General features: G+C 70.8%; 14 protein-coding genes. 12 read left to right on the forward strand and 2 right to left on the reverse strand.

Going from position 1 to position 21,137, the window contains the following annotated elements; genetic code table 11:
* Nucleotides 1–54: 54 nt before the first annotated feature.
* On the reverse strand, nt 55–930 hold the full coding sequence (locus ACWD3C_RS38965; RefSeq protein ID WP_451151789.1) for a hypothetical protein: 876 nt from the start codon (nt 928–930) through the stop codon (nt 55–57).
* A gap of 238 nt (nt 931–1,168) precedes the next feature.
* Between ACWD3C_RS38965 and ACWD3C_RS38970 the strand changes: the two genes are divergently transcribed.
* The 7 genes from ACWD3C_RS38970 to ACWD3C_RS39000 all read left to right on the forward strand — a co-directional run bounded on the left by ACWD3C_RS38970 (nt 1,169) and on the right by ACWD3C_RS39000 (nt 3,753).
* Nucleotides 1,169–1,402 (forward strand): transposase, encoded by a 234-nt coding sequence (locus ACWD3C_RS38970; protein WP_451151791.1) that lies wholly within the window; start codon nt 1,169–1,171, stop codon nt 1,400–1,402.
* Between the two features lie 52 nt (nt 1,403–1,454).
* Entirely contained in the window at nt 1,455–1,853 is a 399-nt protein-coding gene (locus ACWD3C_RS38975; protein WP_451151793.1) for a transposase, read from the forward strand.
* Nucleotides 1,853–1,987, forward strand: a complete 135-nt coding sequence (locus ACWD3C_RS38980) for a hypothetical protein (protein WP_451151795.1) — start codon at nt 1,853–1,855, stop codon at nt 1,985–1,987. Before ACWD3C_RS38975 ends, ACWD3C_RS38980 begins: the two co-directional genes overlap by 1 nt.
* Nucleotides 1,984–2,364: a hypothetical protein gene (locus tag ACWD3C_RS38985; RefSeq protein WP_451151797.1), complete on the forward strand. Its 381-nt coding sequence runs from the start codon at nt 1,984–1,986 to the stop codon at nt 2,362–2,364. The genes ACWD3C_RS38980 and ACWD3C_RS38985 overlap by 4 nt, the downstream gene beginning before the upstream one ends.
* 410 nt (nt 2,365–2,774) lie before the next feature.
* Complete coding sequence (locus ACWD3C_RS38990; RefSeq protein WP_451151799.1) at nt 2,775–2,903, forward strand: hypothetical protein; 129 nt, start codon at nt 2,775–2,777, stop codon at nt 2,901–2,903.
* A gap of 10 nt (nt 2,904–2,913) precedes the next feature.
* The gene (locus tag ACWD3C_RS38995) at nt 2,914–3,075 is read left to right on the forward strand and encodes a hypothetical protein (RefSeq protein WP_451151801.1); all 162 of its coding nucleotides are present in this window, start codon (nt 2,914–2,916) and stop codon (nt 3,073–3,075) included.
* 390 nt (nt 3,076–3,465) lie between these two features.
* Nucleotides 3,466–3,753 carry an IMP dehydrogenase gene (locus tag ACWD3C_RS39000; protein ID WP_451151822.1) on the forward strand — a complete coding sequence of 96 codons (288 nt, stop codon included), beginning with the start codon at nt 3,466–3,468 and terminating at the stop codon, nt 3,751–3,753.
* A gap of 174 nt (nt 3,754–3,927) precedes the next feature.
* Here the strand turns inward: ACWD3C_RS39000 and ACWD3C_RS39005 are convergent, their stop codons facing one another.
* Complete coding sequence (locus tag ACWD3C_RS39005) at nt 3,928–5,262, reverse strand: transcriptional regulator (protein WP_451151803.1); 1,335 nt, start codon at nt 5,260–5,262, stop codon at nt 3,928–3,930.
* Nucleotides 5,263–5,639: 377 nt separating this feature from the next.
* Here ACWD3C_RS39005 and ACWD3C_RS39010 point away from each other — a divergent pair, with 377 nt between their 5' ends.
* From ACWD3C_RS39010 to ACWD3C_RS39030, 5 genes are read left to right on the forward strand one after another with little or no spacing between them, the layout of a single operon-like run.
* The gene (locus tag ACWD3C_RS39010; RefSeq protein ID WP_451151805.1) at nt 5,640–10,286 is read left to right on the forward strand and encodes an FkbM family methyltransferase; all 4,647 of its coding nucleotides are present in this window, start codon (nt 5,640–5,642) and stop codon (nt 10,284–10,286) included.
* Nucleotides 10,279–13,299 carry an amino acid adenylation domain-containing protein gene (locus ACWD3C_RS39015; RefSeq protein ID WP_451151807.1) on the forward strand — a complete coding sequence of 1,007 codons (3,021 nt, stop codon included), beginning with the start codon at nt 10,279–10,281 and terminating at the stop codon, nt 13,297–13,299. Before ACWD3C_RS39010 ends, ACWD3C_RS39015 begins: the two co-directional genes overlap by 8 nt.
* Nucleotides 13,296–18,800, forward strand: a complete 5,505-nt coding sequence (locus ACWD3C_RS39020; protein ID WP_451151809.1) for an amino acid adenylation domain-containing protein — start codon at nt 13,296–13,298, stop codon at nt 18,798–18,800. The genes ACWD3C_RS39015 and ACWD3C_RS39020 overlap by 4 nt, the downstream gene beginning before the upstream one ends.
* Nucleotides 18,797–20,185 carry a condensation domain-containing protein gene (locus ACWD3C_RS39025; protein WP_451151811.1) on the forward strand — a complete coding sequence of 463 codons (1,389 nt, stop codon included), beginning with the start codon at nt 18,797–18,799 and terminating at the stop codon, nt 20,183–20,185. The genes ACWD3C_RS39020 and ACWD3C_RS39025 overlap by 4 nt, the downstream gene beginning before the upstream one ends.
* On the forward strand, nt 20,182–21,114 hold the full coding sequence (locus ACWD3C_RS39030; protein WP_451151812.1) for a phosphotransferase enzyme family protein: 933 nt from the start codon (nt 20,182–20,184) through the stop codon (nt 21,112–21,114). Before ACWD3C_RS39025 ends, ACWD3C_RS39030 begins: the two co-directional genes overlap by 4 nt.
* Nucleotides 21,115–21,137: the final 23 nt, after the last annotated feature.

Raw genomic sequence — 21,137 nt, forward strand, 5'->3', positions numbered from 1 at the left:
GGCCCCGCATCGGCACGAGAACAGCCCGGCACCCTCCAACAGGCGGATCGCCTGTCAGGAAATGTAAGGGACAATGGACAAAGCAGTCAGCCCGTTGGCGAGATAGCCACCAAAGCCGTGAAAACCCAGTCCGTTGTCGCAGGTCTCATCCTGATCGACTGGATACACCTCGGACAACTTCGGAGGGACCGCCACCAAGTCACCGACGTCCGCGATGTTCGTCCAGTGCCCTACCCCCACCGGCCGAGCACCGCGCCCGCCTCGAAGCCCTGGCACGAGACGTCGCACCAGCGAAGGCAGACGCAGTGGCGAACCGAGCGTCACCAATTGCGCCACCGAAAGATCCGGATAAGCATGCAAAGTCTCATATGCCACAACGGTCCCCAGCGAGTGCGCCACTAACACCTTCGGCTGCTCACGGCGGATCACCTCCGCAACCCTTTCCTGCACCTGCTCACGCCGTCCCGACCATGTCGTGTACGCCTCGATTTCCCGCAGCAGAGCCACAACCACCCGCTCCAGGCGCCGCACCGTCTGCTCCCGTACCCGCTGCCCGATCCGGCCGGCGCGTTCATCCACCAGCCAGCCGAGCATCTGCCGTAGCGGCGCCAACCCAATGTTCTGCAGCTCAGCAGGTGACGGAGCTCCCGCCACCACCAGCAACTGCGCGGCCTGCTCACGCTGTTGCCCTGTCATGTCATCGAAACTGAGTCCCTCGCCGGTGGACTGCGCCTCATCCCGTAGAACCGGACGCAGCAGATCGGCGTAATAGGCCATCGCCACCTCCGGTGCGTTCGCTACCAAGCCCGCGCCAGTAGTGCCTTCCACGAGCTTGAGGCGGCACTCCCTGGCCTTGTGTGCCGCCACTTGTTCGGGTGCCGCCCCACGCACGTAGTTGAAGATCCCATGCACCAGCACTACCGGCGCCATTGCTCCCCCATTTCCGGCATCTGGCCGCACACCGGCCGTTGCCGCACTACGTCCCCTCCTACCCAGGACACGCGGTCCAGCACACCACGCGTCTGCGGGCCGCAGTTGTCCCTGGTACTGCAACGGCGCTTGTTCTGAGAGGGCGGTATGGGGGTGTGGGAGTTCTGTCGTCACCTGAACGTGTGGCGGTGCGGCATCCCGGCCGATCGGCGGCCATGGGTATGTTGGGCTGGGCACCGTGAGCGAGCGCAAGCCCTACAAGACCGACGTGAGCGACGAGCAGTGGGCGCTGGTCGAGCCGGTGATCGCCGCGTGGAAGGCCGCGCAACCCTCGGTCAGCGGCCATCAGGGCCGGTACGCGATTCGGGAGATCGTCAACGCGCTGCTCTACCAGGGCCGGCAGTGGGAGCTGCTCCCGCACGACTTTCCGCCACCCGGCGCGGTGAAGTACTACTTTCTACACCTGGCGTGACGACGGCGTCGACCAGACCATTCACGACCTGCTGCGATGGCAGATGCGGGAAATGGCGCGCCGGAACGCGGACCCGAGCCTGGTGGTGCTCGACACCCAGAGCGTGCACGCGGTGGCCGGAGGGCCCGCTGAGTCGACGGGGCGCAATGCGGCAAAAAAACCGGGCCCCAAGCGCGGCCTGGCCGTTGACGTTCTGGGGCTGGTGATCGCGGTGGTCGTAGCGTCCGCGTCGGCGCACGAGAACGCCGTCGGGATCGCGCTGCTGGACAAGGTCGCCGCCGACACTGATGCCGTGGAGAAGGCCCTGGTTGGCCAGGGCTTCAAGAACGCCGTCGTCGCGCACGGGGAGAAGGTGGGCATCGAGGTGGAGGTCGTGGAGCGCAATCCCGCGCAGACCGGGTTCTTTCCCCAGGTCAAGCGGTGGGTCGGGGGCGCGCCTATAGGATCTTGATGTTGCACCGCAGGCTGGTGCGCGACTACGAGCATCTGCCCCGCAGTGCGGAGTCGTGGGTGTACTGGGCGATGACCGCGGTGATACTGCGCCGGCTGACCTTGGCGACCGTGCCCGCCTGGCGCACCGCATGACCGGCGGGGAACTGACGCTCGGCGCGGTGCTGGCACGGCTGGAGGAGCGGGAACGCGAGATCACCGCGCAGGCAAAGACCACGCGGGAACAGATCACGTGGCTGACCACACAACTCGACGACCTCGTCCGGGCTGCCGAAGAAGTCCGGATCACCCGCAAGACACTGCTGGAGCTGTCCGACCTGCAACCGCCCGCGCCGCCGGCCACGAAACTGCCGGACCATCCGGACTACCAGCAGATCATGGCGGTGTTCACCGCGGCCGACCATCCGCTGTGTACGCGGCAGGTGCGCGAGGCGATGGACGTGGCGTTCTCGCCCAACACATCAACAACGTCCGCCTCAAGCTCAAGCGGCTGGCCGGCCGCGGGATCCTGACCGAGACTGAGCCAGGCTTGTTCACCCATGTCACGCAGCACGTGGGTAGGCAGCCGTCTCCCGAGGAGATGGCTGACGGAATCGCCGATCAGCGCGTCGGCGTGGAGCCGTTGCGGGGCGATCAGCTCGGCTTGCAGGAACCGTTCGGCGGCAGCCGATTCCTGTCCGCGGACGTGGGTGAGTGCCCATCCCGGATCGGAGTGGAAGCTGCCAACGTGACGACCTCACCGGCCAGGCCCACCGCCACGACCGCCCGGACCCCAGCCCGGACTGGCAGGACCACCCGGGTCTGCTGCCAGCCATCGACCAGTGGGGTTACAACGACCAGTACGCCTCGATGCACGTCTCGTCCCTATCGGTCCTCATTCAGACGATGACGACCATAATCAAGAGCGCCTTCGTCCCAGCTGTTGCTCCTGATCCCATGCCGAGGCCAGCTCGACGACCAGCACATCACCCCTGAAGCGGAAGCCGCGATCTTCGCCCGGGCCGACGAGCTCAACGCCCGCAGCGCCGAGATCCTCAAGCGGTACAGCTAATCTCGAGGGCATGGGAATCGACTGGGAGAACATGCTCGGCACAAGCGGCAACGCCCTCAACGATGCCTACGACAGCGCGGTCTCCGCGGTCATCTACAACGAGGGCCCGGGGGACGACCGTCGGCCACTCCCAGTCGGCGAAGAGCACGACGATACGGACGGCCTGCGCTGACCTGTGCGCACACACGAAAACTCCCCGGTGAGCCGGGGCGTTTTCGTTAGGGGTGCTACCAGAGGGTGGGGCCGACGAATCTGGCAGTAAGGCGGTCTCAGAACACTGTGCGGACATCGCTGCGGGGGTCTCCCACGGGGGTCCGCTCGTCGTAGAGTCCGGCTCGGGCTGAGCGCCGCCACGGGCGGGCGCAGCGAACGGCCATGTTGATGTCTTCGTCCTGCGAGTCGAGGTCGATGTCCGCGACTGCCAGGGCAGCCTTCCGGTCCCGGGGCGGTGTGACGCGCCAGACTGCCGCGGAACCGTCGTGATCCCGCTGTCGCCGCACCGTACGAAGGGCGGTGTCGTACTTGGCGCCGCCGGCCCGGGATGTGAGGGTCCCTTCGGGCGCTGGGACGACGACGAACAGCAGCCGCAGGACACGCCGCCCGCTACGGCCAGCGCGGCCAGGTGGTCTTCGAAGAGGGCGTCGACAGCTACGTTCCCTACGCCGGCAGCCTGTACGACAACGTGGAGCGGACCCGGGCGCAGCTGATCTCAACGATGATCAGTTGCGGGTCGACGAACCTGCGGGACTTCCACCGGGATGCGGTGCTGGTTCCGGTGTCGGCGGAGTCGTCCAAGCAGACCGCTGCGGAGATCGAGGTACGTCGGCCCGCGATCGACGCTGGAGAGTGACCTGACCGGCCGGGGCCCCGCGTCGCCGGCCTGAGTGCTGGCCCCTGACACAGGGCGACAGAGGTTCGCCGATCCACTGTAGCCAGGGGGAACAGGGCAAGCGAATATGCCAGTACGTTGCAGGCAACGCCCCTGGGTGCAGCGTCCCGAGGCGTCGGCGGGTGAGGCAGGTCGCTATCGGGTGATCTCCAGGAACTCCTTGATCACAGGAACCCGCCCGTGCTCGCGGAATTTGGACCGCAGGTCGGCGAGTGCGGTGCTACCGCGTGCCGAGCTCACGCCGCCCATGTGGTCGACTGCCTGGCGCGCTGTGCGGACCGCCTCGTCGAGGTCGTTCAGTGCCAGGTATGCCTCAGCGGCGCGTGCCTCGTAGATAGCGGCCCCGCGGGGGAACGAGTCCCCGTCGTAGGTCTCGCTTCGGCTGGACACGGCTGCCTGTTGGAAGTGGTGTAGGGCCAGCGCGGGGCGGCCGAGGTTCAGTGCTGAACTGCCCAGCAACTGGTGGATTTCGCCCTGGTTGACCCAGTACAGCGACGACAGATCCTCGTGGAGGGGCGTCGCCTTCTCGTAGGCGCTCAGTGCGGCGTTGGCCGCGCGGTCGGAGGCGCGGTGGTCGTTGGCGCGGGCGTAGGCGCGGCAGGCGCGGGCGTGCAGCATGGCGGTCATCCGCGCTGATCCGGTGGCGTGTCCGTAGGCGTGGGCGGTTTCCACTAGGGACGCTGCGGCTCCTGGTTCGTTGGTCGAGTAGCACTTGATCGCCCAGAAGGCGCAGGTATTCGCCATGACCTCGGGGTTACCCGACTTGAGGGCCAGCTCAGCAGCGGTGGCGAAGTGCTCCTCTGCTGTATCCGGGTCACCGCTGTCGTATGCGGTCCAGCCAGCGGCGCGCTGCGCGTCCGCGGCGACGGCCACGAGCCGGTGCTCGACGGACTCGGTGTAGGACCCCGAGCGCAAGGTGTCGTTGATCATGTCGTACTCGCCGACGGCGCCGGAGTAGACGTGTCCGGAGCCGATGCGGTCGTCGAGGTGGCGCAACGCGTCGAGGCGCTGCTCATGAAGTGAGGCGAGGTTCGCTCCCACGCGTCGGCCTGCTGTGGCGCTCTCGGCGGGCGTGGGCATCGTGAGGGCGGCAGAAGCGCCGCCGGCCGCGGAGAGGATGAGGAAGCGCCGTCGTTGCACGGGGTCACCGGCCCTTTCTGGCTCGTCGTGCAGGGATTTCGTTGCGTGATGTGCAGACAGGAGCACGTCGGGGACCGCGCGTTCGAGCCAGGCGGGCCACCCGAGCCTGATGACATCGTTCGCGGACACGTTGAGGAGGTCGGCGAGAGCCAGTTGCGTGTACCGGTCCGGCTCTGTGCCCTTCTTCCACCGGTCCAGCTTCTGCCGGTGGGACTCCAGCCCTCCGTAGCCGAGGTTCTTGTGCCGCTCGGCAATGCGCCGCAGGAACGACGCAGCGGTTCCTCCGTGGTGCTGAACCAGGTAATCGAGCAGGACCGCAATGTCTCTCAACGATCGCCTCCACAGCCGGGCTTGCCGTGTTCACCAGTGTCACCGGGACCGTGGCTGCGCGGGAGGGGGCCACTGATCTGGATGACACCGGGATGACAGCAAGGCCACCGGAGATGACGCTCTCGCCCTTCCGGCACGTCGTGGAGGGAGTTCTCCTATGGGGAGGTCAAACCCGTTGCCCGGATGCACAGTTGCTCAACTGAACTCATCGCAGGTGCTCCACAGCCTCGTTCGCAAGTGCGCTGCTTCACCATGCTGGTCTGGCCATAGGGGGAACCGTGCCGACGCCACCTCTCGACCCCGCACAGCGCCGCCCTCCAGAACCGACGGACCTCCCGGTATCGGGACCTGTTCCGGGGCACGGAGCTGAGTACGCCATGGCCCGGGGGGTCGTCTGCACGCGGTCGGCCTGGGCCAAGGCGTTTCGAGACCGGGACGCTGAACTGCTGCAGCGCACGGTCTACGCGTTCGTGCTCGCGCTGAACAGCGAGACGGACACATCCGTCGTCCTCGCACTGCCGGCCGAGGGTCGGCACCAACCGCTGTTACGGGTTCTGGGCATCGACCCGGCGCACACCCTGCTGGACCACACGTGCTCGTGGTCGACGCGGCGGGCTCCGCGGCCCGTGGGGCGACTGGACGGATTACGCGAGCTGATCGACGCCGGGACCTTCCCCGGATTCAGCTTCGGTGACGGCGAGGGTTCGCAACGGCACGAGCTGCCGGAAGACCTTCCGTTGCGCTGTGCGGCCGCCATGACGGATGAAGGCCTGCACTGGACGTTGTCCGCTCCACGTGAGCGTGCGGACGAAGCCCGGTTGGAAGGTCTTCTCCAGCAGGCGACGACGGTCCTAGCCGCGGCCTGCCAGGACCCCACGCTCCCCCTGACGGATCTCGCGAGCGCCGTCAGGGCCGCCAGCTTCGACATCCGGGTGATTACCTCGGCGGGCTTCGTCGACCTCGCCGCCTCACTGCGGGCGTGGGGCACGACGATAGGTCTTCCGCTGAAGGTCCGCCGGATCGAACGGGAAGAGGCGCGTGTCGCCGAGCGTCGCCCCGGCGTGCTTCAGCCCCAGTGCTGGGGCGCGAACCTGGCCGTGATCGCCCCCGGTCTCGAGCTGCCGGCCGTGCGGGAGATCCGGCCGACCGGGATCGGCAGCGGCGAACTGACAGGCGAGCTCCCTGACGGGACGCCGATCGCAGAGCTCAACGCGAACGAGACGCGGGAGCTGTTCGACGAGATCGTCGTCCGGGCCCGGTATCTGCGCGCCGGTATCCAGATCCACGACAGCGACGTGATCCTCGACGTCGGTGCGAACATTGGCGTCTTCACGCTGTTCGCCGCCTCCCAGGCATTCAAGGTCCAGGTACACGCCTTCGAGCCCGTCCCCGTGGTGGCTGACGTCCTGGAAACCAACATCCGCGCCCACGGGCTGACCGCGCGCGTGGAACGAGTGGCACTCGGACACACCAGCGGCTGGGTGGACTTCACGTACTACCCCCAGTCCTCGATGCAGTCCGGGCTGTACGCCGACACCGTGGCCGACGAGGAGGTCGTACGGCTCTACGCCCGTCAGCAGACCGACGGGCGCACCACCATCGCCCCCGGACTCAAGGACCAGGTTGCCGCGGCCCTCGCCCCGGCGATCCACCGGCGCACGGCCCTGGGGCAGACGCTGACCGTCCCGGTACGGAGACTGTCCGAGTGGATCCGGGAGCAGGACATCGACCGGATCAACCTGCTGAAGGTGGACGTCGAGCGCGCCGAGGAGGACGTGCTGCTCGGCATCGACCCGGAGCACTGGTTGCTCATCGACCAGGTCGTCGTCGAGGTCCACGACATCGCAGGCCGCCTGGAGCGCATGGTCGCGCTGCTGCGCGCGCACGGGTTCGACACCGCGGTGGAGCAGGACGAGCTGTTCGCCGGGTCGGAGATCCGCATGCTGTACGCCCGCCATCCCGCCCGGGTCCGGGCAGGGTCGGCGTGGATCGAACGGCAGATCGCGACCGCCGCCCGCTGGGCCGAATCGTCCGCCCTCCCCGTCGTGGTCACCGTTCCGCCCGACACCGCCGAGAGCGACGTGGTACAAGCACGCGACGAGGCGGCCGCACATGGACTGGCGTGGGTCCAGCCTCCCGGCGACGGTACGCCCCTGGCTTGGGGGGAGGCCTTGCTGCGCCGTATGACGGCACCAGACCGCCCCGTGGTCAAGGCGCTGGTCGTGGACGCGGACAACACGCTGTGGGGCGGGGTCTGCGGCGAGGTAGGCCCCGAACACGTCCACATCGGCGGCCCCTATCGGGAGGTGCAGGAGTTCTTACGCCGACAGCACCGGGCCGGCCGCGCGCTCGTCCTGTGCTCGCGCAACAACCTTGAGGACCTGCACGCGGTGTTCGCCGCGCATCCCGATGTGCCGCTGGGCCTGGACGACTTCGTGGCCGTGCACGCCACCTGGGGCCGCAAGTCGGACGCGGTGACCGCGATCGCCGCGGACCTGGGCTTCGCCACCGAGAGCCTGGTGTTCATCGACGACAGCCCCGCAGAGCGGACCGAGGTCGCCCTGCAGCATCCGGGGATGACCGTGGTGGACCTCCCGGCGGATCCGGCCGCCATCCCGAAAGCTCTGCACGCCACCTGGCAGCTGGACCTCGACGGCGGCACCACGGCGGAGGACCGCGCCCGCGCCCGGCTGGTCAGCCAGGAAGCGGCGCGCCGTGCCGCCGCGTCCCAGGCCCCCGACCTTGCCGCCTACCTGCGCGAGCTGGACCTGACGGTGGAGATCGCACCAGCAGCCGAGGCCGACGCGGACCGGATCTGCCAACTGGCGGCGCGTACCACCCAGTTCAACCTCCTCCTGCGTCGCCACACCCCGGCCACGGTGCGCCACCTCCTCACCGGGTCGGGCACCGCCCTCACCGTCCGGGTGCGCGACCGGTTCGGTGACTACGGGCTGGTCGGGTTTGCCTTTGCCGACGCCGATGCCGGGATCCTGCGTGTGAGGGACTTCTTCCTCAGCTGCCGGGCCCTGGGACGCAACGTGGAGTGGCGCCTGCTGCAGGCCCTGGCAGAGTGGGCGACCACCGCGGGGCTGGGCGCGGTGGAACTGCGCGTCGCGTCCGGGCCCCGCAACGAGCCGGCCCACGCCTTCGTCCGCACCGCACAGACGCAGTTCGCCGCGTCCTCGCCCCCCGCCGGCGCTCTGCTCGACCCGTCGCGTCTCGCGCGCGCGGACTGGCAGGAGATCGAGGCCCCGCGCCAGTCCCCGCCCCGCTCCCACGCGGCCGCTGCCACCGCCCCTGGACGCCCGCACGTGCACTGGCCCGCGTCCCTCGACGCCTCGCATCGCGCGGCCACCATCACCCAGCCAGCCGAGCAAGCTGCCCTCTCCACCGTCTTCGTCGCCCCGGAAACCGCTACCGAGCGTCAGATCACCGCCGTGTGGGAAGAGACCCTCGGCGTTCAGCCCATCGGTGTCCTGGACGACCTGTTTGCCCTGGGCTGCGACTCGCTCACCGCGGCGGTGATCTGCGTCCGGCTACGCGAGGCCGGCCTGCTCCTCACCATCGGCGACCTGCTGCAGCAGCCCACCGTGCGGGGCTGCGCCCGCCTGACGCGCCCGGCCGAGCCAGCACCCTCGGCTGTCGCGGACACGGGCGAGCAGTCGCTCCCGTCTCTGGGGCAGGCGCGGATCTGGGCCGCCGAGAATATCCAGTTGCACGGCAACGACCAGATCATCCCCACCGCTCACCGCATCACCGGGCCCCTCGACCTCGGGTGCCTTCGCCAGGCGTTCCAGACCGTCGTGGCACGGCATCCGGCGCTGCGCACCGCGCTGGACGGCCGTGACGGACGGCTCCGCTGCCGCCTGATGCCAGCCGGCACCTTCGACCTTGCGCTCGGGGACCTCACGGATGGTCCGGCAGGCGGGCGCGACGAGGAGGCCGAGCAGACGGCGCGCGCGTTCTTCGCGGCGCGATTCGACCTGGAGCAGGGTCCGATGCTGCGCGCGGCCGTGATCCGCCTGGCTCCAGAGGTTCACCTTCTGCTGGCGGCCGCGCATCACGGCGCCTGCGACGGCTGGTCGATGGACGTCCTGCACCAAGACCTCAGCGCCGCCTACGCAGACCCCGACGCCCTCAACGGTGGGGCACCACTGGGGTTCTCGCACTACCAACGGGCCTTGGCCGAACGCATGGACCGCGGCGACTTCCGCACGGCCATCGAGGAGATCCACCACGCACTCGGACCGCTCCCGACCCCGCCGACGGCACCAGTATTCCCGCGCTCGCACGAGGCGGTCCCGGCGCCGCGGCACATGCGGTTCGCTCTCAACCTGGCGCTGACCCAACGCGTGCGCGCCGCCGCCCAGGCCCACGCCACCACGCCGTTCCATCTCTACCTTGCCGCCTACCAGTTACTCCTGGCCGCGGCGAGCGACGCCACGACGGTGACCAGCGGCAGTCCGGTGGCCAACCGGCAGGATCCGGCCCACGCGGACACGGTCGGCTTCCTCGCGAACCTGGTTCCCATCCGAGCCCGCATCGACTGGTCCGCCCGCCTTGGACCCCATCTCGAGGCGGCGATCGACGCCAGCACGCGAGCACTGCGCCATTCCGAGGTGCCCTACGGGCTGCTTACCCAAGCCCGCTCGGCCTCCGGCGGCCTGTTCGACAACCTGTTCACGCTGCAGCCGCCTCCGTCCCACCCCCTCACCCTTGATGCCTGCTCGGTCACCCCTGTCGAACCTGCGCAGTGGCCACAGCCCTACCCGCTGATGCTCGACCTCCAGGAGCACCCCCAGGGCGCGAGTGCACTCCTGCGCATCGACACCCAAGCCCACGGGCCCGACCGTGCCGACTGGATCGCCGAGGCCTACCCGCTCGTCCTGGACGCGGTCGGCTCCCGGCCGGGCCTGCCCCTGGACCACCTGCGCGCCGCGCTGCGCCCGCCCCGCCCCGCACCGGATCAGTCCACTCGGCGTCTGCCCGACCTGCACGGACAGGAGACCACCCGCGATGTCTGACCCCCACGCCTCCGCAGCGCCCCCGAGCGCGAGCCGCATGTCCGGGACCGCCCGCCCTGCACCGGTACGCACCATCCTTGAGACCTTCGACGCTCAGGCCGACCGCGTCCCGGACGCCACGGCGGCCGCCGATGACCGCACCCAGGCCAGCTACCGGACCCTTCAGAACCTCAGCGCCGCTCTGTCCGAGGTCCTGCACGAACGCGGTGTCGCTCCAGGCGACCGAGTCGCCCTGTGCGTGAGCCGCCGCATCCCGCTGCTGACCGCGCTGCTGGCCGTATGGCGCTGCGGCGCCCACTACGTGCCGCTCGATCCCACCTGGCCGCCCGCCCGCATCGACGACCTCCTCGCCGATGCCGGACCCCAGCTGCTGATCACCGACGCGGACACCACCGGTCTGCCGACGCCGGCCGGGCTGGCCGTGCTCCGCGCCGACGAGCCGCACACGGTGACCACCCCTACGGCAGGGCCGACATCGCGGGCCCGACTCTCCGAGACGGCCTACCTCATCTACACCTCCGGAACGACCGGCCGGCCCAAGGGCGTCCCGGTCACCCATAGCGCGCTGATGCAGTACCTGGACTGGGCCTCCCACCACTACGACACCCCAGGCGGCACCGGCACCCTGGTCCACTCCTCGATCGCCGCTGACCTGACCGTCACCAGCCTGCTGCTCCCGCTCATGACCGGGCAGTTCGTCCAGTTGGTGCCGTCCGACGACCCGGGCGACGTCGCGCGGCCGCTCACCGAAGCACGTGGCCTGAGCCCGCTGAAGGTGACCCCCGGAGGCCTGCGGCTGCTGACCCGGCTCCTCACCGGTGAGCAACTGGGCCGCGCGGTACGGCATCTGGTCGTCGGCGGCGAGCAGCTGACCGCTCACGCTCTGGCGGGCCTGGACGTGCCCGGCCTCACGGTGACCAACGAGTACGGGCCGACCGAGGCGACCGTCGGCTGCACCGCGTTTACCTTCCGCTGCGGCACGCCGGTCCCGGACCCGGTGCCCATCGGCCGTCCGGTGTGGAACACCACCGTGGAGCTGCGCACCCCGGACGCCGGCGAACCCGTCGAGCCTGGCGGCACGGGGGAGCTCGTCGTGATAGGTCCCCAGGTGGCCGCCGGATACCAGGACCGGCCGCAGGAGAGCGCCGCCCGGTTCTCCACCGACGCACGGGGCATCCAGGCCTATCGCACCGGTGACCTCGCCCGGATCCGACCCGACGGCCACCTGGAAATGCTCGGGCGGATCGACGAACAGCTGAAGATCCACGGCTACCGCGTGGAACCCGCTGAGATCGAAGCCGTCCTGACCGGTGATCCGTCCATCGCCGACGCCGCCGTCGTCGCCACCCGGACCGGTGAGACCGGCGCGCCGGTCCTCAGCGCCTTCCTCGTCCCCGCCGCCACAGCCCCGAAGAGCAGCGCCATCGAGCGGGCCCGAACCCTGTGTGAGCGGCGACTGCCCTTCTACGCACGGCCCGACCACCTGCACACCCTGGACACCCTTCCCCTGCAGCCGAGCGGCAAGGTCGACCGCCGCGCCCTCGCCGAGCTCCCGGTCCCCGCCGACCGGGGAGACTTGCCGGACCACAACGATCCAGTCCTGGGCGCACTCGCCCGGCTCTGGGCCGACATCCTCGGCGAGCCCCCGCACAGCAGGGAGGCGAACTTCTTCACCAGCGGAGGAGACTCCCTCAAGGCCGTCCTCTACGCCAACGCCGTACAGCGGGCCGGCCTGCAGCTGACCGTCCACGATGTCCTGCACCACCGCACCCTCGACCGGATCGCCGCGGCGCTCACCACCGCCCAAGCTGCCAAGGGTGCACCGGTTACCGACGGGCCCGTTCCTCTCAGTGCCCTGCAGACCGCGGTCCTCACCACACGGCCGGTCCCCGGCGCTTGGGCCTTGCGGTACCTGTCCGAGGCGCCGCACCCGGACGTCGATCCGATCCGGCTGCAGCAGGCGTTCGAAACGGTCATGCGTCGGCATCCGGCACTGCGCTCCGCCTTCTCCTTCGAGGACGGCGAAGGCTGGTCGGCCCGGCTGGCTCCGTTGGCCGCGCGCGGCGTCCACCTCCTGGACCTGAGCGGCCAACCGGCCGGGGACCACGAGGAGATCGTGCACCGCTGCCTGGCCGAGCGCGAGCGGCACCTGGACCTGACGGGGCCGCTCGTCGACCTCGTTCTGATCGGAGGAGAGGGTAGGTCTCGTATCGCCTGGATCGTCCATCACCTGGTCGCCGACCTCGTGTCCCTGCAGATCCTCACCCACGACCTGTGGCACGCCTACGACCACCCCGCCGCGCACCCTCCGGCGGGCGACGACGGCTACGTCCGCTGGCTGAAGTCGGCCCAGCACGTGCCCGAGCTGCCCGCTGGAGCGTGGCTCACCGAGAGCCCGCGCACCACCGCCACCCGCCTGGGCCCGGACGTCCGCGACACGCTGATCACCGCACAGAAGGAGTCGCCACGGCGGCCGCTCGCGATCCTGGCCGGTGCGCTGCTATCCGCCCTCGCCGAGGTTCGGCCCGACTTGCCTGCCGCACTGTGCGTAGAGCTCCACGGGCGTGACCGTGCCGGGCACGACCTCGCTGCCACGGTTGGCTGGCTCACCTCAATACGCCCCGTGCACGTCGCGCGTGCCCTGCTGGCCGACCCCGCCGCCCTGGCCGACTCGGCGTACTCCCAGCTCGAGAATGCCGCCGCCGCACCGGTCGGGCCGCTGGCGCCGATCGCCCTGAACTACTTGGGCGAACTGCCGGAAGGATCGCTGGACCTACCGCCCAAGGGAGCGGCCGGGCCGCTGTTCCCGCTGGAAGTCGTCTGCTTCACCCAGCCCGGAACGCTCCAGATCCGCTGGCGGGCCTGCCCGACCTGGATGCCCGAGGCCACCGTGAACCGCCTCGCCGAGGCCTTCGCCCGCCACGCCGCGGTGCTCCCGACTCCGGGCGCCGGCACGGTCACCTCCCACGATCTGGCACAGATCACCGCCGCCTTCGGAATTGAGGCACCATGAGTGACGCCGACTTCACCGCGCTCTACCCCACGACGCCCGCACAACAGGGCTTCCTGCTGGGCACCCTCACCAGCCCCGGCACCCCCGTCTTCGTCGAGCAGACCGTCTTCCCGCTGACCGGGATGCTCGACCCCGCCCGACTGCAGGGCGCGGCTACGGAGATGGTCGCGGACCACGAGATCCTGCGCACTGCCCTGGCCTGGGACCTGACCAGCGACCCGCGCCAAGTCGTGCTCCCCGGAGCCGAGTTACCCATCGAGCATGTCGACAGCAGCGGCAAAACCGATCCCGAGCAGCGCGCCGACCTGGATTCCCTCCTCCACCGCCAGCGGCACACCCCCTTCGACATGCACCGCCCCCCGCTGCTGCGCCTGGCCGTCCAACAACTGGACTCTCGGCGCCACCAGCTCGTGTGGAGCCACCATCACGCGATCCTCGACGGCCGCGCCCACCTGCTGCTCGCCACCGAACTCCTGCACCGCTACAACACCCGCACCCGCCCCGCCCCGCAGCCGCCGTTCGGCCCGTACGCCCGCTGGCTGGCCGGGCAGCCCCGCGAACAGCAGCAAGCCCACTGGACCAAGCACCTCGACGGCTACAAGGGCTGCGCCCCGCTGCCGCGCACGCCCCTCGCCCAGAGCGCCGACCGTTTTGGCCAGCGCATCCGCGACCTGCCCGACGCGCTGGTCGCGGACCTCACCGCCTTCACCCAGGCGCACGGCACCACCACCTCCGCGGCCCTGGTGGCCTGCTGGAGCCTGATCGCCGCCCGCCAGCGCGACCGGGCGGACATCGCGATCGGCGTCACCGTCTCCGGGCGCTCCCACTCCTACCCGCACGCCGCTGACCTCGCGGGCCCGCTGGCCTCGACCGTTCCCCTGCGCTGCCCGCCCGACCCGCACGAGAGCGTCGGAGCGTGGATCAGCCGAATCCACGGCGACCTGGCCCGCGCGGACCAGCACAGCGGATGCTCCAGCGCCGAACTGCACACCGGGGCCGGTATCCCCGAGGGCCAGAGCCTGTACGACAGCGTCATCGCCATCGCCAACTACCCGCGCACGCCCGCGCAGCACGCCGACATGGAGGAGGATGGCGGGCTCCTCGTCCTGGACACCGCAGGGATCCAGTCGTACGGCGGCCGCACCCGCCACGCCCTGACCCTGGTCGTGGAGATGACCGCCGGAATGCGGCTGCGCCTGGTCACCGACCGCTCGCAGATCAGCGACGAGAAGGCCTGCGCGACCCTGGACGCGATGGGCGCCCTGCTCGCCCGGCTGAAGCCCGGCACCCAGGACCAGGCAGGCCATCTCGCCCAGCACACCGCCGCACTCACACCCTTCCCCGAGACCGCGCCAGAGTCGGCGGGCACCGGCGGCGCCCCGGACCAGGGACCGGACCCGGTCCTGAACGTCGTCACCGCCCACTTCACCGCACTGTTGGGCCACCGCGCGGACCCGGACACCGACTTCCTCTCCGCCGGCGGACACTCCCTGCTGGCGCTGCGTCTGGTCACCCGGCTGAGGGCCGCGTTCGCCGTCGATCTCCCCCTGAGCGCCGTCCTCACGGCCCCCACCCCGCGGGCCCTGGCCCAGCTCCTGCGCGAGCTCGTCCTGGGCACCACCGCCGCCGAGTCGCCCGAGGTGCTGCCCCCGCTGCTCGCGAGTCCTGGCGAGGCCAGCGAGCCCTTCGCCCTGACCGGCATCCAGCAGGCCTACTGGGCCGGGCGACGCGACGACTTCGACCTCGGCGGCGTCGACTCCCACCTGTACGCCGAGGTGGATGTTCCCTCTCTCGACGTCGACCGGCTCGCCCGCGTGTGGCGCACCCTGATCGAACGGCATCCGATGCTCCGCGCCGTGATCACCGAGGACGGCCGTCAACGGATCCTTCCCACCGTGGCCCCGTACGAGATCCACACCCTCGACCTGCGGCACGCGCCCGACGCCGCGGAACGCCTCGCCGCCGCGCGCACCCGGCTGTCCCACCCGCGCCGCGACACCGCCGCCTGGCCGCTCTTCACCATCGAGGCCGCCCTCCTGCCCGACGGCGGGACCCGGCTGTTCCTGTCCTTCGACCTCCTCATCGGCGACGCCCTGAGCTGGCAGATCCTCTACCGCGAAGCCCGCGCCCTCTACCAGGACCCAGGCGCCGAACTGCCGCCGCTCACCATGACGTTCGCGGACTACGTCGCCTATCAGCACACCCTGACCTCCAGCGACCGCTACGCCCGCGACCGCGCCTATTGGCGTGGCCGCCTGCCGGAGCTTCCCGCACCGGCGCCGCTGCCGGTCCTCACCACACCGGGGCACGAGGGCCAGCCCCGCTTCCACCGCCTGCAGACCTGCTGGACGCCGACGGAATTCGGCGCGCTGCGGGCCGCGGCCGCCGCCCATGGGACGACGCTGTCCGCGCTCCTGCTCGCCGCGTTCAGTGACAGCCTCGGCCGCTTCACCAACACCCGCGCCTTCCTCGTCAACGTCACCGTCTACAACCGGCTGCCGATCCACCCGCAGATCAACCAGGTCGTCGGCGACTTCACCTCCACCGTTCTGACGAGCGTGGACCTGTCGGGTGTCACCTTCGCCGAGCGGCTGCGTACGCTGCAGCACCAGCTGTGGGCGGACCTCGACCACAGCACCTACAGCGGCGTGGACGTGCTGCGCGAACTGCGCGGCACACCCCAGGGGGCGGCCGGGGCGCCCGTGGTGTTCACCAGCACCCTCGACATGGAGGTCCCCGGCGAGGACCCGGGGCCGTTCCCGGGCCGGATCGTCCACGGCATCGGACAGACCCCACAGGTCCTGCTCGACTACCAGACCTACGAAGCCGCCGGCCAACTGGTGATCAACCTCGACACCCTCACTGGAGCGCTGCCTGACGGCTTCGTCCAAGCCCTGCTGGACGACCACACCGCCGCGCTGCGCGCCCTGATCGAGGACCCGGCGGCCTCCGAGCGCCCGCACCTCGTCCTGCCGCCCGCCCCAGCCGCGCTTCCCGGGCCGCTCGGCGGCGGTCACCTGCTGCACCAGCCGTTCCTGGACCGCGTCCGCGACCACCCTGAACGGATCGCGGTGCGGTGCGGCGGCCGGACGCTGACCTACGGCGACGTCCACGACCGCGCCCGCGAGGTGGCCGCCCGGATCAGCGCCGCGCCGCCCGACGGCGAGCTGATCGCCCTGGTCTGCGACCCCGGGGCGGAACAGGCCATCGCGGCCCTCGGCGTGCTGCTCGCCGGGTACGCCTACGTCCCCGTGGACGCCTCCTGGCCCACGCAGCGCATCGACGACCTCCTGAACCACACCGGAGCGAAGCTCGTGCTGACCCACCGCACGGTGACCGACCGCCTGGCACCGCTGCCCGCGCGGGTCATCGTCATCGACGACGGACAACCCGCCCCCGCCGGCGAGCAGCACCGCCCGCAGCCCCGAACGGACACCGACCTCGCGTACGTCATCTTCACGTCCGGCTCAACCGGCCGTCCCAAGGGCGTGATGATCTCCCACCGCGGCGCCCTGAACACGACGCTCGACATCAACCACCGCTACAAGGTCGCCGCCTGCGACGTGCTGCTCGGGGCGAGCCCGTTCACCTTCGACCTGGCCGTGTACGACCTGTTCGGTGCACTCGCCGCCGGGGCCACCCTCGTCCTGCCCACCCGTGAGGAGCGCACCGACCCGGCCGCCTGGATCCGCCTGATCCGCAGCTGTGGCGTCACCGTGTGGAACTCGGTTCCCACCCTGGCTTCACTGCTGCTCGACGCCCTGCCCGCCACCGACCACACCACCCTGAAGTCGCTGCGGCTGTGGCTGCTCAGCGGCGACTGGATTCCCCTCGCCCTCCCGGACCGGCTGCGGGCCCGCGCGGGGGAGTGCCAGGTCATCTCGCTGGGCGGGGCCACCGAGGGTTCCATCTGGTCGATCCTCCATGAGATCGGAGACGTCGAGGACGGATGGGCCAGCATCCCCTACGGCACGTCCATGACCGGCCAGCACGTCCAGGTCCTCGACGAGCAGCTGCTGCCCTGCCCGGCCTGGACCCCAGGACAGATCCACATCGCCGGCCACGGCACCGCGCTCGGCTACTGGAACGAACCCGAGCTGACCGAGGCCGCGTTCGTCTTCGACGGCCGCACCGGACAGACCTGGTACCGCACGGGGGACTGGGGGCGCCTCCTGCCAGACGGCACGATCGAGTTCCTCGGCCGCCGCGACGACCAGGTCAAGATCCGCGGCTACCGCGTCGAGCTCCGCGAGGTCGAGACCGCCCTGGGCACGCTAGACGGCGTCGAACAGGCCGCCGTGGTCGTCACCGGCGAGCGCACCGACCAGCGCCTGCACGCCGTCCTTGTCACCACGCGCCCGCTGGCGGACCTGCGCGCCGAGCTCGCCCGGCGCCTGCCCTCCCACATGCTCCCGGCCACCTTCACCTGCCGGACGGACCTGCCGCGCACCGCGACCGGCAAGATCGACCGGACGGAACTCGCGCGCGCCGTCCCACAGCCCGACACGACCGACTCCGCCCGGCAGAGCGGGGGAGCGGAGCCGACCGGGCCGCTGCGGGACGCCCTGTGCGCACTGCTGCCCGCCCCCGCCGGGCCCGACGACGACCTCCTCGACGCCGGGCTGACCAGCATCGACGTCATCCGCATGGCCAACCTCGTCGAGCAGCACACCGGCGTGCGACCCGACCTCACCGAGTTCTACCGGACCCCCACCCTGAGCACCCTGCTCCAGCATGCCGACGGCGACCGCACGGACAACCGCACTGCGGCCACGGCAGACACGTCACCGTGGACGGCCCTCCCGATGCTCACCGACCCCGGAGAACGCGAGCACTTCCGTGCCGGCCGCCCCGCCTACCCGCCCGCTCCGGCCCACCGGATCCTGCCCGCCGCCCCGCCGTCCGCGACCTCACGCCGCGCCCGGCGCTTCACCCCGCGCTTGTTCAGCGACCACCCGGTGACAACCGAGGCCCTCGGGCACCTGCTGGAGAGCCTGCGCCGCGACCCGGTCACCGGGCGCAGCGGCTTCCTGTACCCCTCGGCCGGCGGTCTCTACAGCGTCCAGCTCCACCTGTACGCGAGTCCCGGCCGGACCGAGGGCCTGGACGGCGGCGTCTACCGCTACCACCCCGACGCCCACGACCTCATCGAGCACGCCACCGGTATCGGCCTCGACCCGGCAGCCCTGCACCTCGGTCTTATCAACCGGCCCGCGGCCGAGAGCGCCGCCTTCACCCTGTTCCTCGTCACCGACCCCGCCGACTCCGCACCTCTCTACGGACCGGACGCCGAGACGCTCGCCCTTCTGAACGCCGGGTACATGGGGCAGCTGCTGTGCGAGCGGGCCGCCGAAGCCGGCCTGGGGCTGTGCCCGGTCCACGGCGTCGACTTCAACCCGGTGCGCTGGCTGCTGCCCGAGGGCGAGCGCCTCGTCCTGCTGCACACCCTGCTCGGCGGCGTACCCGCCGCCGAGACCGACAGGATCGGGGAGGGTGCATGACGGCCCTGCCGGTGATCGTGGAGACAGCGCCGCTCTCCCCGGGACAAGAACGGCTGATCGGCGACGAGTTCGTGCGGCCCGACGGGTCCTGGCCGAACCCGGGGGAGCAGACCCGGCTGCGGCCGATCGACACCGGCGCCGTTCTCATCGACGGCCCGTTGGACACCCACGCCCTGCAGAGTGCCGTGTCCGCGCTCGTCGTCCGGCAGCACGCACTGCGCACCCGCCTGCACCGCCTGGCCGACGGCACCCCCGTCCAGCTCGTCGCCGACTGCATCCCCGACCAGGTCCACCACAGCCGCCTGCCCAGCCACACCCGGCTGAGCCGGGAGGTGCTGCTCGCCCAGAGCACGCCGCAGCACGTCGACCCGCGCAGCGACCCGCTCTTCCGCACCCACCTGATCCGCCTCGGCGAGCGCCGCTGCGTCCTGCTCCTGCAGATCCACCACTTCGTCAGCGACGGCTGGTCGATCGGCGTCCTCTACCGCGACCTCGCCGCGCTCTACAACGCAGCTCACACCGGTCGTGTCGCCGAACTGCCGTCACTGCCGCGCTCCTTCGCCGCCGTGTGCCGGGACATGCGCGGCGAACGCCGCGGTCCGCAGCTGGAGCGGCAGCTCGCCTTCTGGCGGGAGCGCCTGGACCTACCCGGCCCGCCCCTGGCCTTTACTGACGAGCCGATCGAGCACGAGACCGGGCAGCGCCCGGTGGACGTTCAGCGCGTCCACATTCCCGCGCCCGCGGTCCGCGGGCTGCGCGCCAGTGCTCGTGGCGGCGCCCGCGGCCCACTGGCCGGTCCGTTTCTCGCCGCGCTCGCCCTGGTCCTGCACCACCAGAGCGCGGCCACCGACATCCGCATCGGCATGATGATCTCCAACCGGGCGCGGCCGGACACCGAGCACCTGATCGGCTACTTCGTGAACACCGCGGTGATCAGGCAGCGGCTCCACCCCGATCTGACCGCAGCCGATCTGACCGCGGCCGCGAACGAGGCCGTGCGCCAGGCCATCGAGCACCAGGCCCTGCCCATCCAGGACCTCAAGCGTGAGCTGCATCAAGGCTCGGGCCCGCTGTATCAGGTCACCCTCGCCCTCAACGCGATGCGCGCCGACACCCTGGCCCTGGACGGGGTGGACTGCCAGGACATCGACATGGAACCGACCGGGGCGCGGATGGCCCCCACCACCATCGAACAGCGCTGGGTCCTCGAGGAGCGGGCGGGGGCCTTGAGCGGCACGCTCACCTACCAGGCCAGCTCGTTCACCCCGCCGCAGATCCGCATGGCACTGGGCCACCTCGATCAGACCATCGCCGCCGTCACCGCCGGGCACCCCACCGTCGCCGCCATCACCAGCGCCTTGCGTCACCCGGGGGTGAGGACATGAACGGCCCCCTCAGTGCGCATCCCACACACCCCGACATCGCCGCGGTCCTCGACGCGTACGGACTGACTCCCTCGGCGGTGCGGCCACTGTACGGCGGGATGGAGAACACACACGTACGCGCCGAGACCCCCGACGGGCCGGTCGTGATCACCGAGCTGCGCAAGAAGGGCCCGGCAGCCGCCGAGGAGTACGCACGCTTCCTGCACCGCCTGGAGCAGGCCGACATCCCGGCGCCGCGCCTGCGCCGGCGACGTGACGGCGGCTGGGTCACTGAGCACACCGGACATCCCGTGATCGTGTGCGGCTACGTGCCGGGTCGACAGCACAAAGTGCTGCCGCCGCACCTCGTCGAAGAAGTCGGCACCCTCCTGGGCCGCGTCCACCGCACCGTGACGGTGCCGGACTGCACGCTGGAGCCCCACCTGCGGCTGACCGGCCCCGAGGCGGCGCTCCTCGCGGGCCTGCCGGACACCCCCTTCGCCCGATGGGCCCGTGCCACCCATCGCAGAGTCGCCCATGTGACGGCGCAGAGCGGGCCGCCCGTAGCGGTGCACGCCGATGTATTCCCCGACAACGTCATCGTCACGAACAGCGGTGACGTCGTCCTCATCGACTGGGAGGACGCCTCCCCGGACCTTCCGGTCGTCGATGTCGGCATGACGGTGATCGGACTGTGCTGCCCCTCCAGCGGGTTCTCCGTACGCCGCGCCCGCCGGCTGCTGCGCGGCTACCGCGCCGGAAGCGGCACCGCACTCGACCCCGCTCTGGTCCGGGACGCCGCGCTGCACGCGGCCGTCCTGGTCGCCCTGCGCCGCTACCGGTGGCGGCAGGAAGGTCATCTGCCCGCCGACTCCTCCCGCTCACACACCGTCCTCGCCCGCACCGCGCAGGACCTGGAGCAGCGCTGGTCGGAAGTAGCACGGCGATGACCACCCGCCGAGCGCGCCGCACC

The sequence above is a fragment of the Streptomyces sp. NPDC002845 genome (genome assembly GCF_053591955.1).

Bases quoted from the DNA above. Each gene is read 5' to 3' on its own strand.
- ACWD3C_RS39025 (WP_451151811.1), top strand. From the start codon at position 18,797: ATGACGGCCCTGCCGGTGATCGTGGAGACAGCGCCGCTCTCCCCGGGA.
- ACWD3C_RS38975 (WP_451151793.1), top strand. From the start codon at position 1,455: ATGGCGCGCCGGAACGCGGACCCGAGCCTGGTGGTGCTCGACACCCAG.
- ACWD3C_RS39030 (WP_451151812.1), top strand. From the start codon at position 20,182: ATGAACGGCCCCCTCAGTGCGCATCCCACACACCCCGACATCGCCGCG.
- ACWD3C_RS38995 (WP_451151801.1), top strand. From the start codon at position 2,914: ATGGGAATCGACTGGGAGAACATGCTCGGCACAAGCGGCAACGCCCTC.
- ACWD3C_RS39020 (WP_451151809.1), top strand. From the start codon at position 13,296: ATGAGTGACGCCGACTTCACCGCGCTCTACCCCACGACGCCCGCACAA.
- ACWD3C_RS39015 (WP_451151807.1), top strand. From the start codon at position 10,279: ATGTCTGACCCCCACGCCTCCGCAGCGCCCCCGAGCGCGAGCCGCATG.
- ACWD3C_RS38985 (WP_451151797.1), top strand. From the start codon at position 1,984: ATGACCGGCGGGGAACTGACGCTCGGCGCGGTGCTGGCACGGCTGGAG.
- ACWD3C_RS38965 (WP_451151789.1), bottom strand. From the start codon at position 930: ATGGCGCCGGTAGTGCTGGTGCATGGGATCTTCAACTACGTGCGTGGG.
- ACWD3C_RS38980 (WP_451151795.1), top strand. From the start codon at position 1,853: ATGTTGCACCGCAGGCTGGTGCGCGACTACGAGCATCTGCCCCGCAGT.
- ACWD3C_RS39010 (WP_451151805.1), top strand. From the start codon at position 5,640: ATGGCCCGGGGGGTCGTCTGCACGCGGTCGGCCTGGGCCAAGGCGTTT.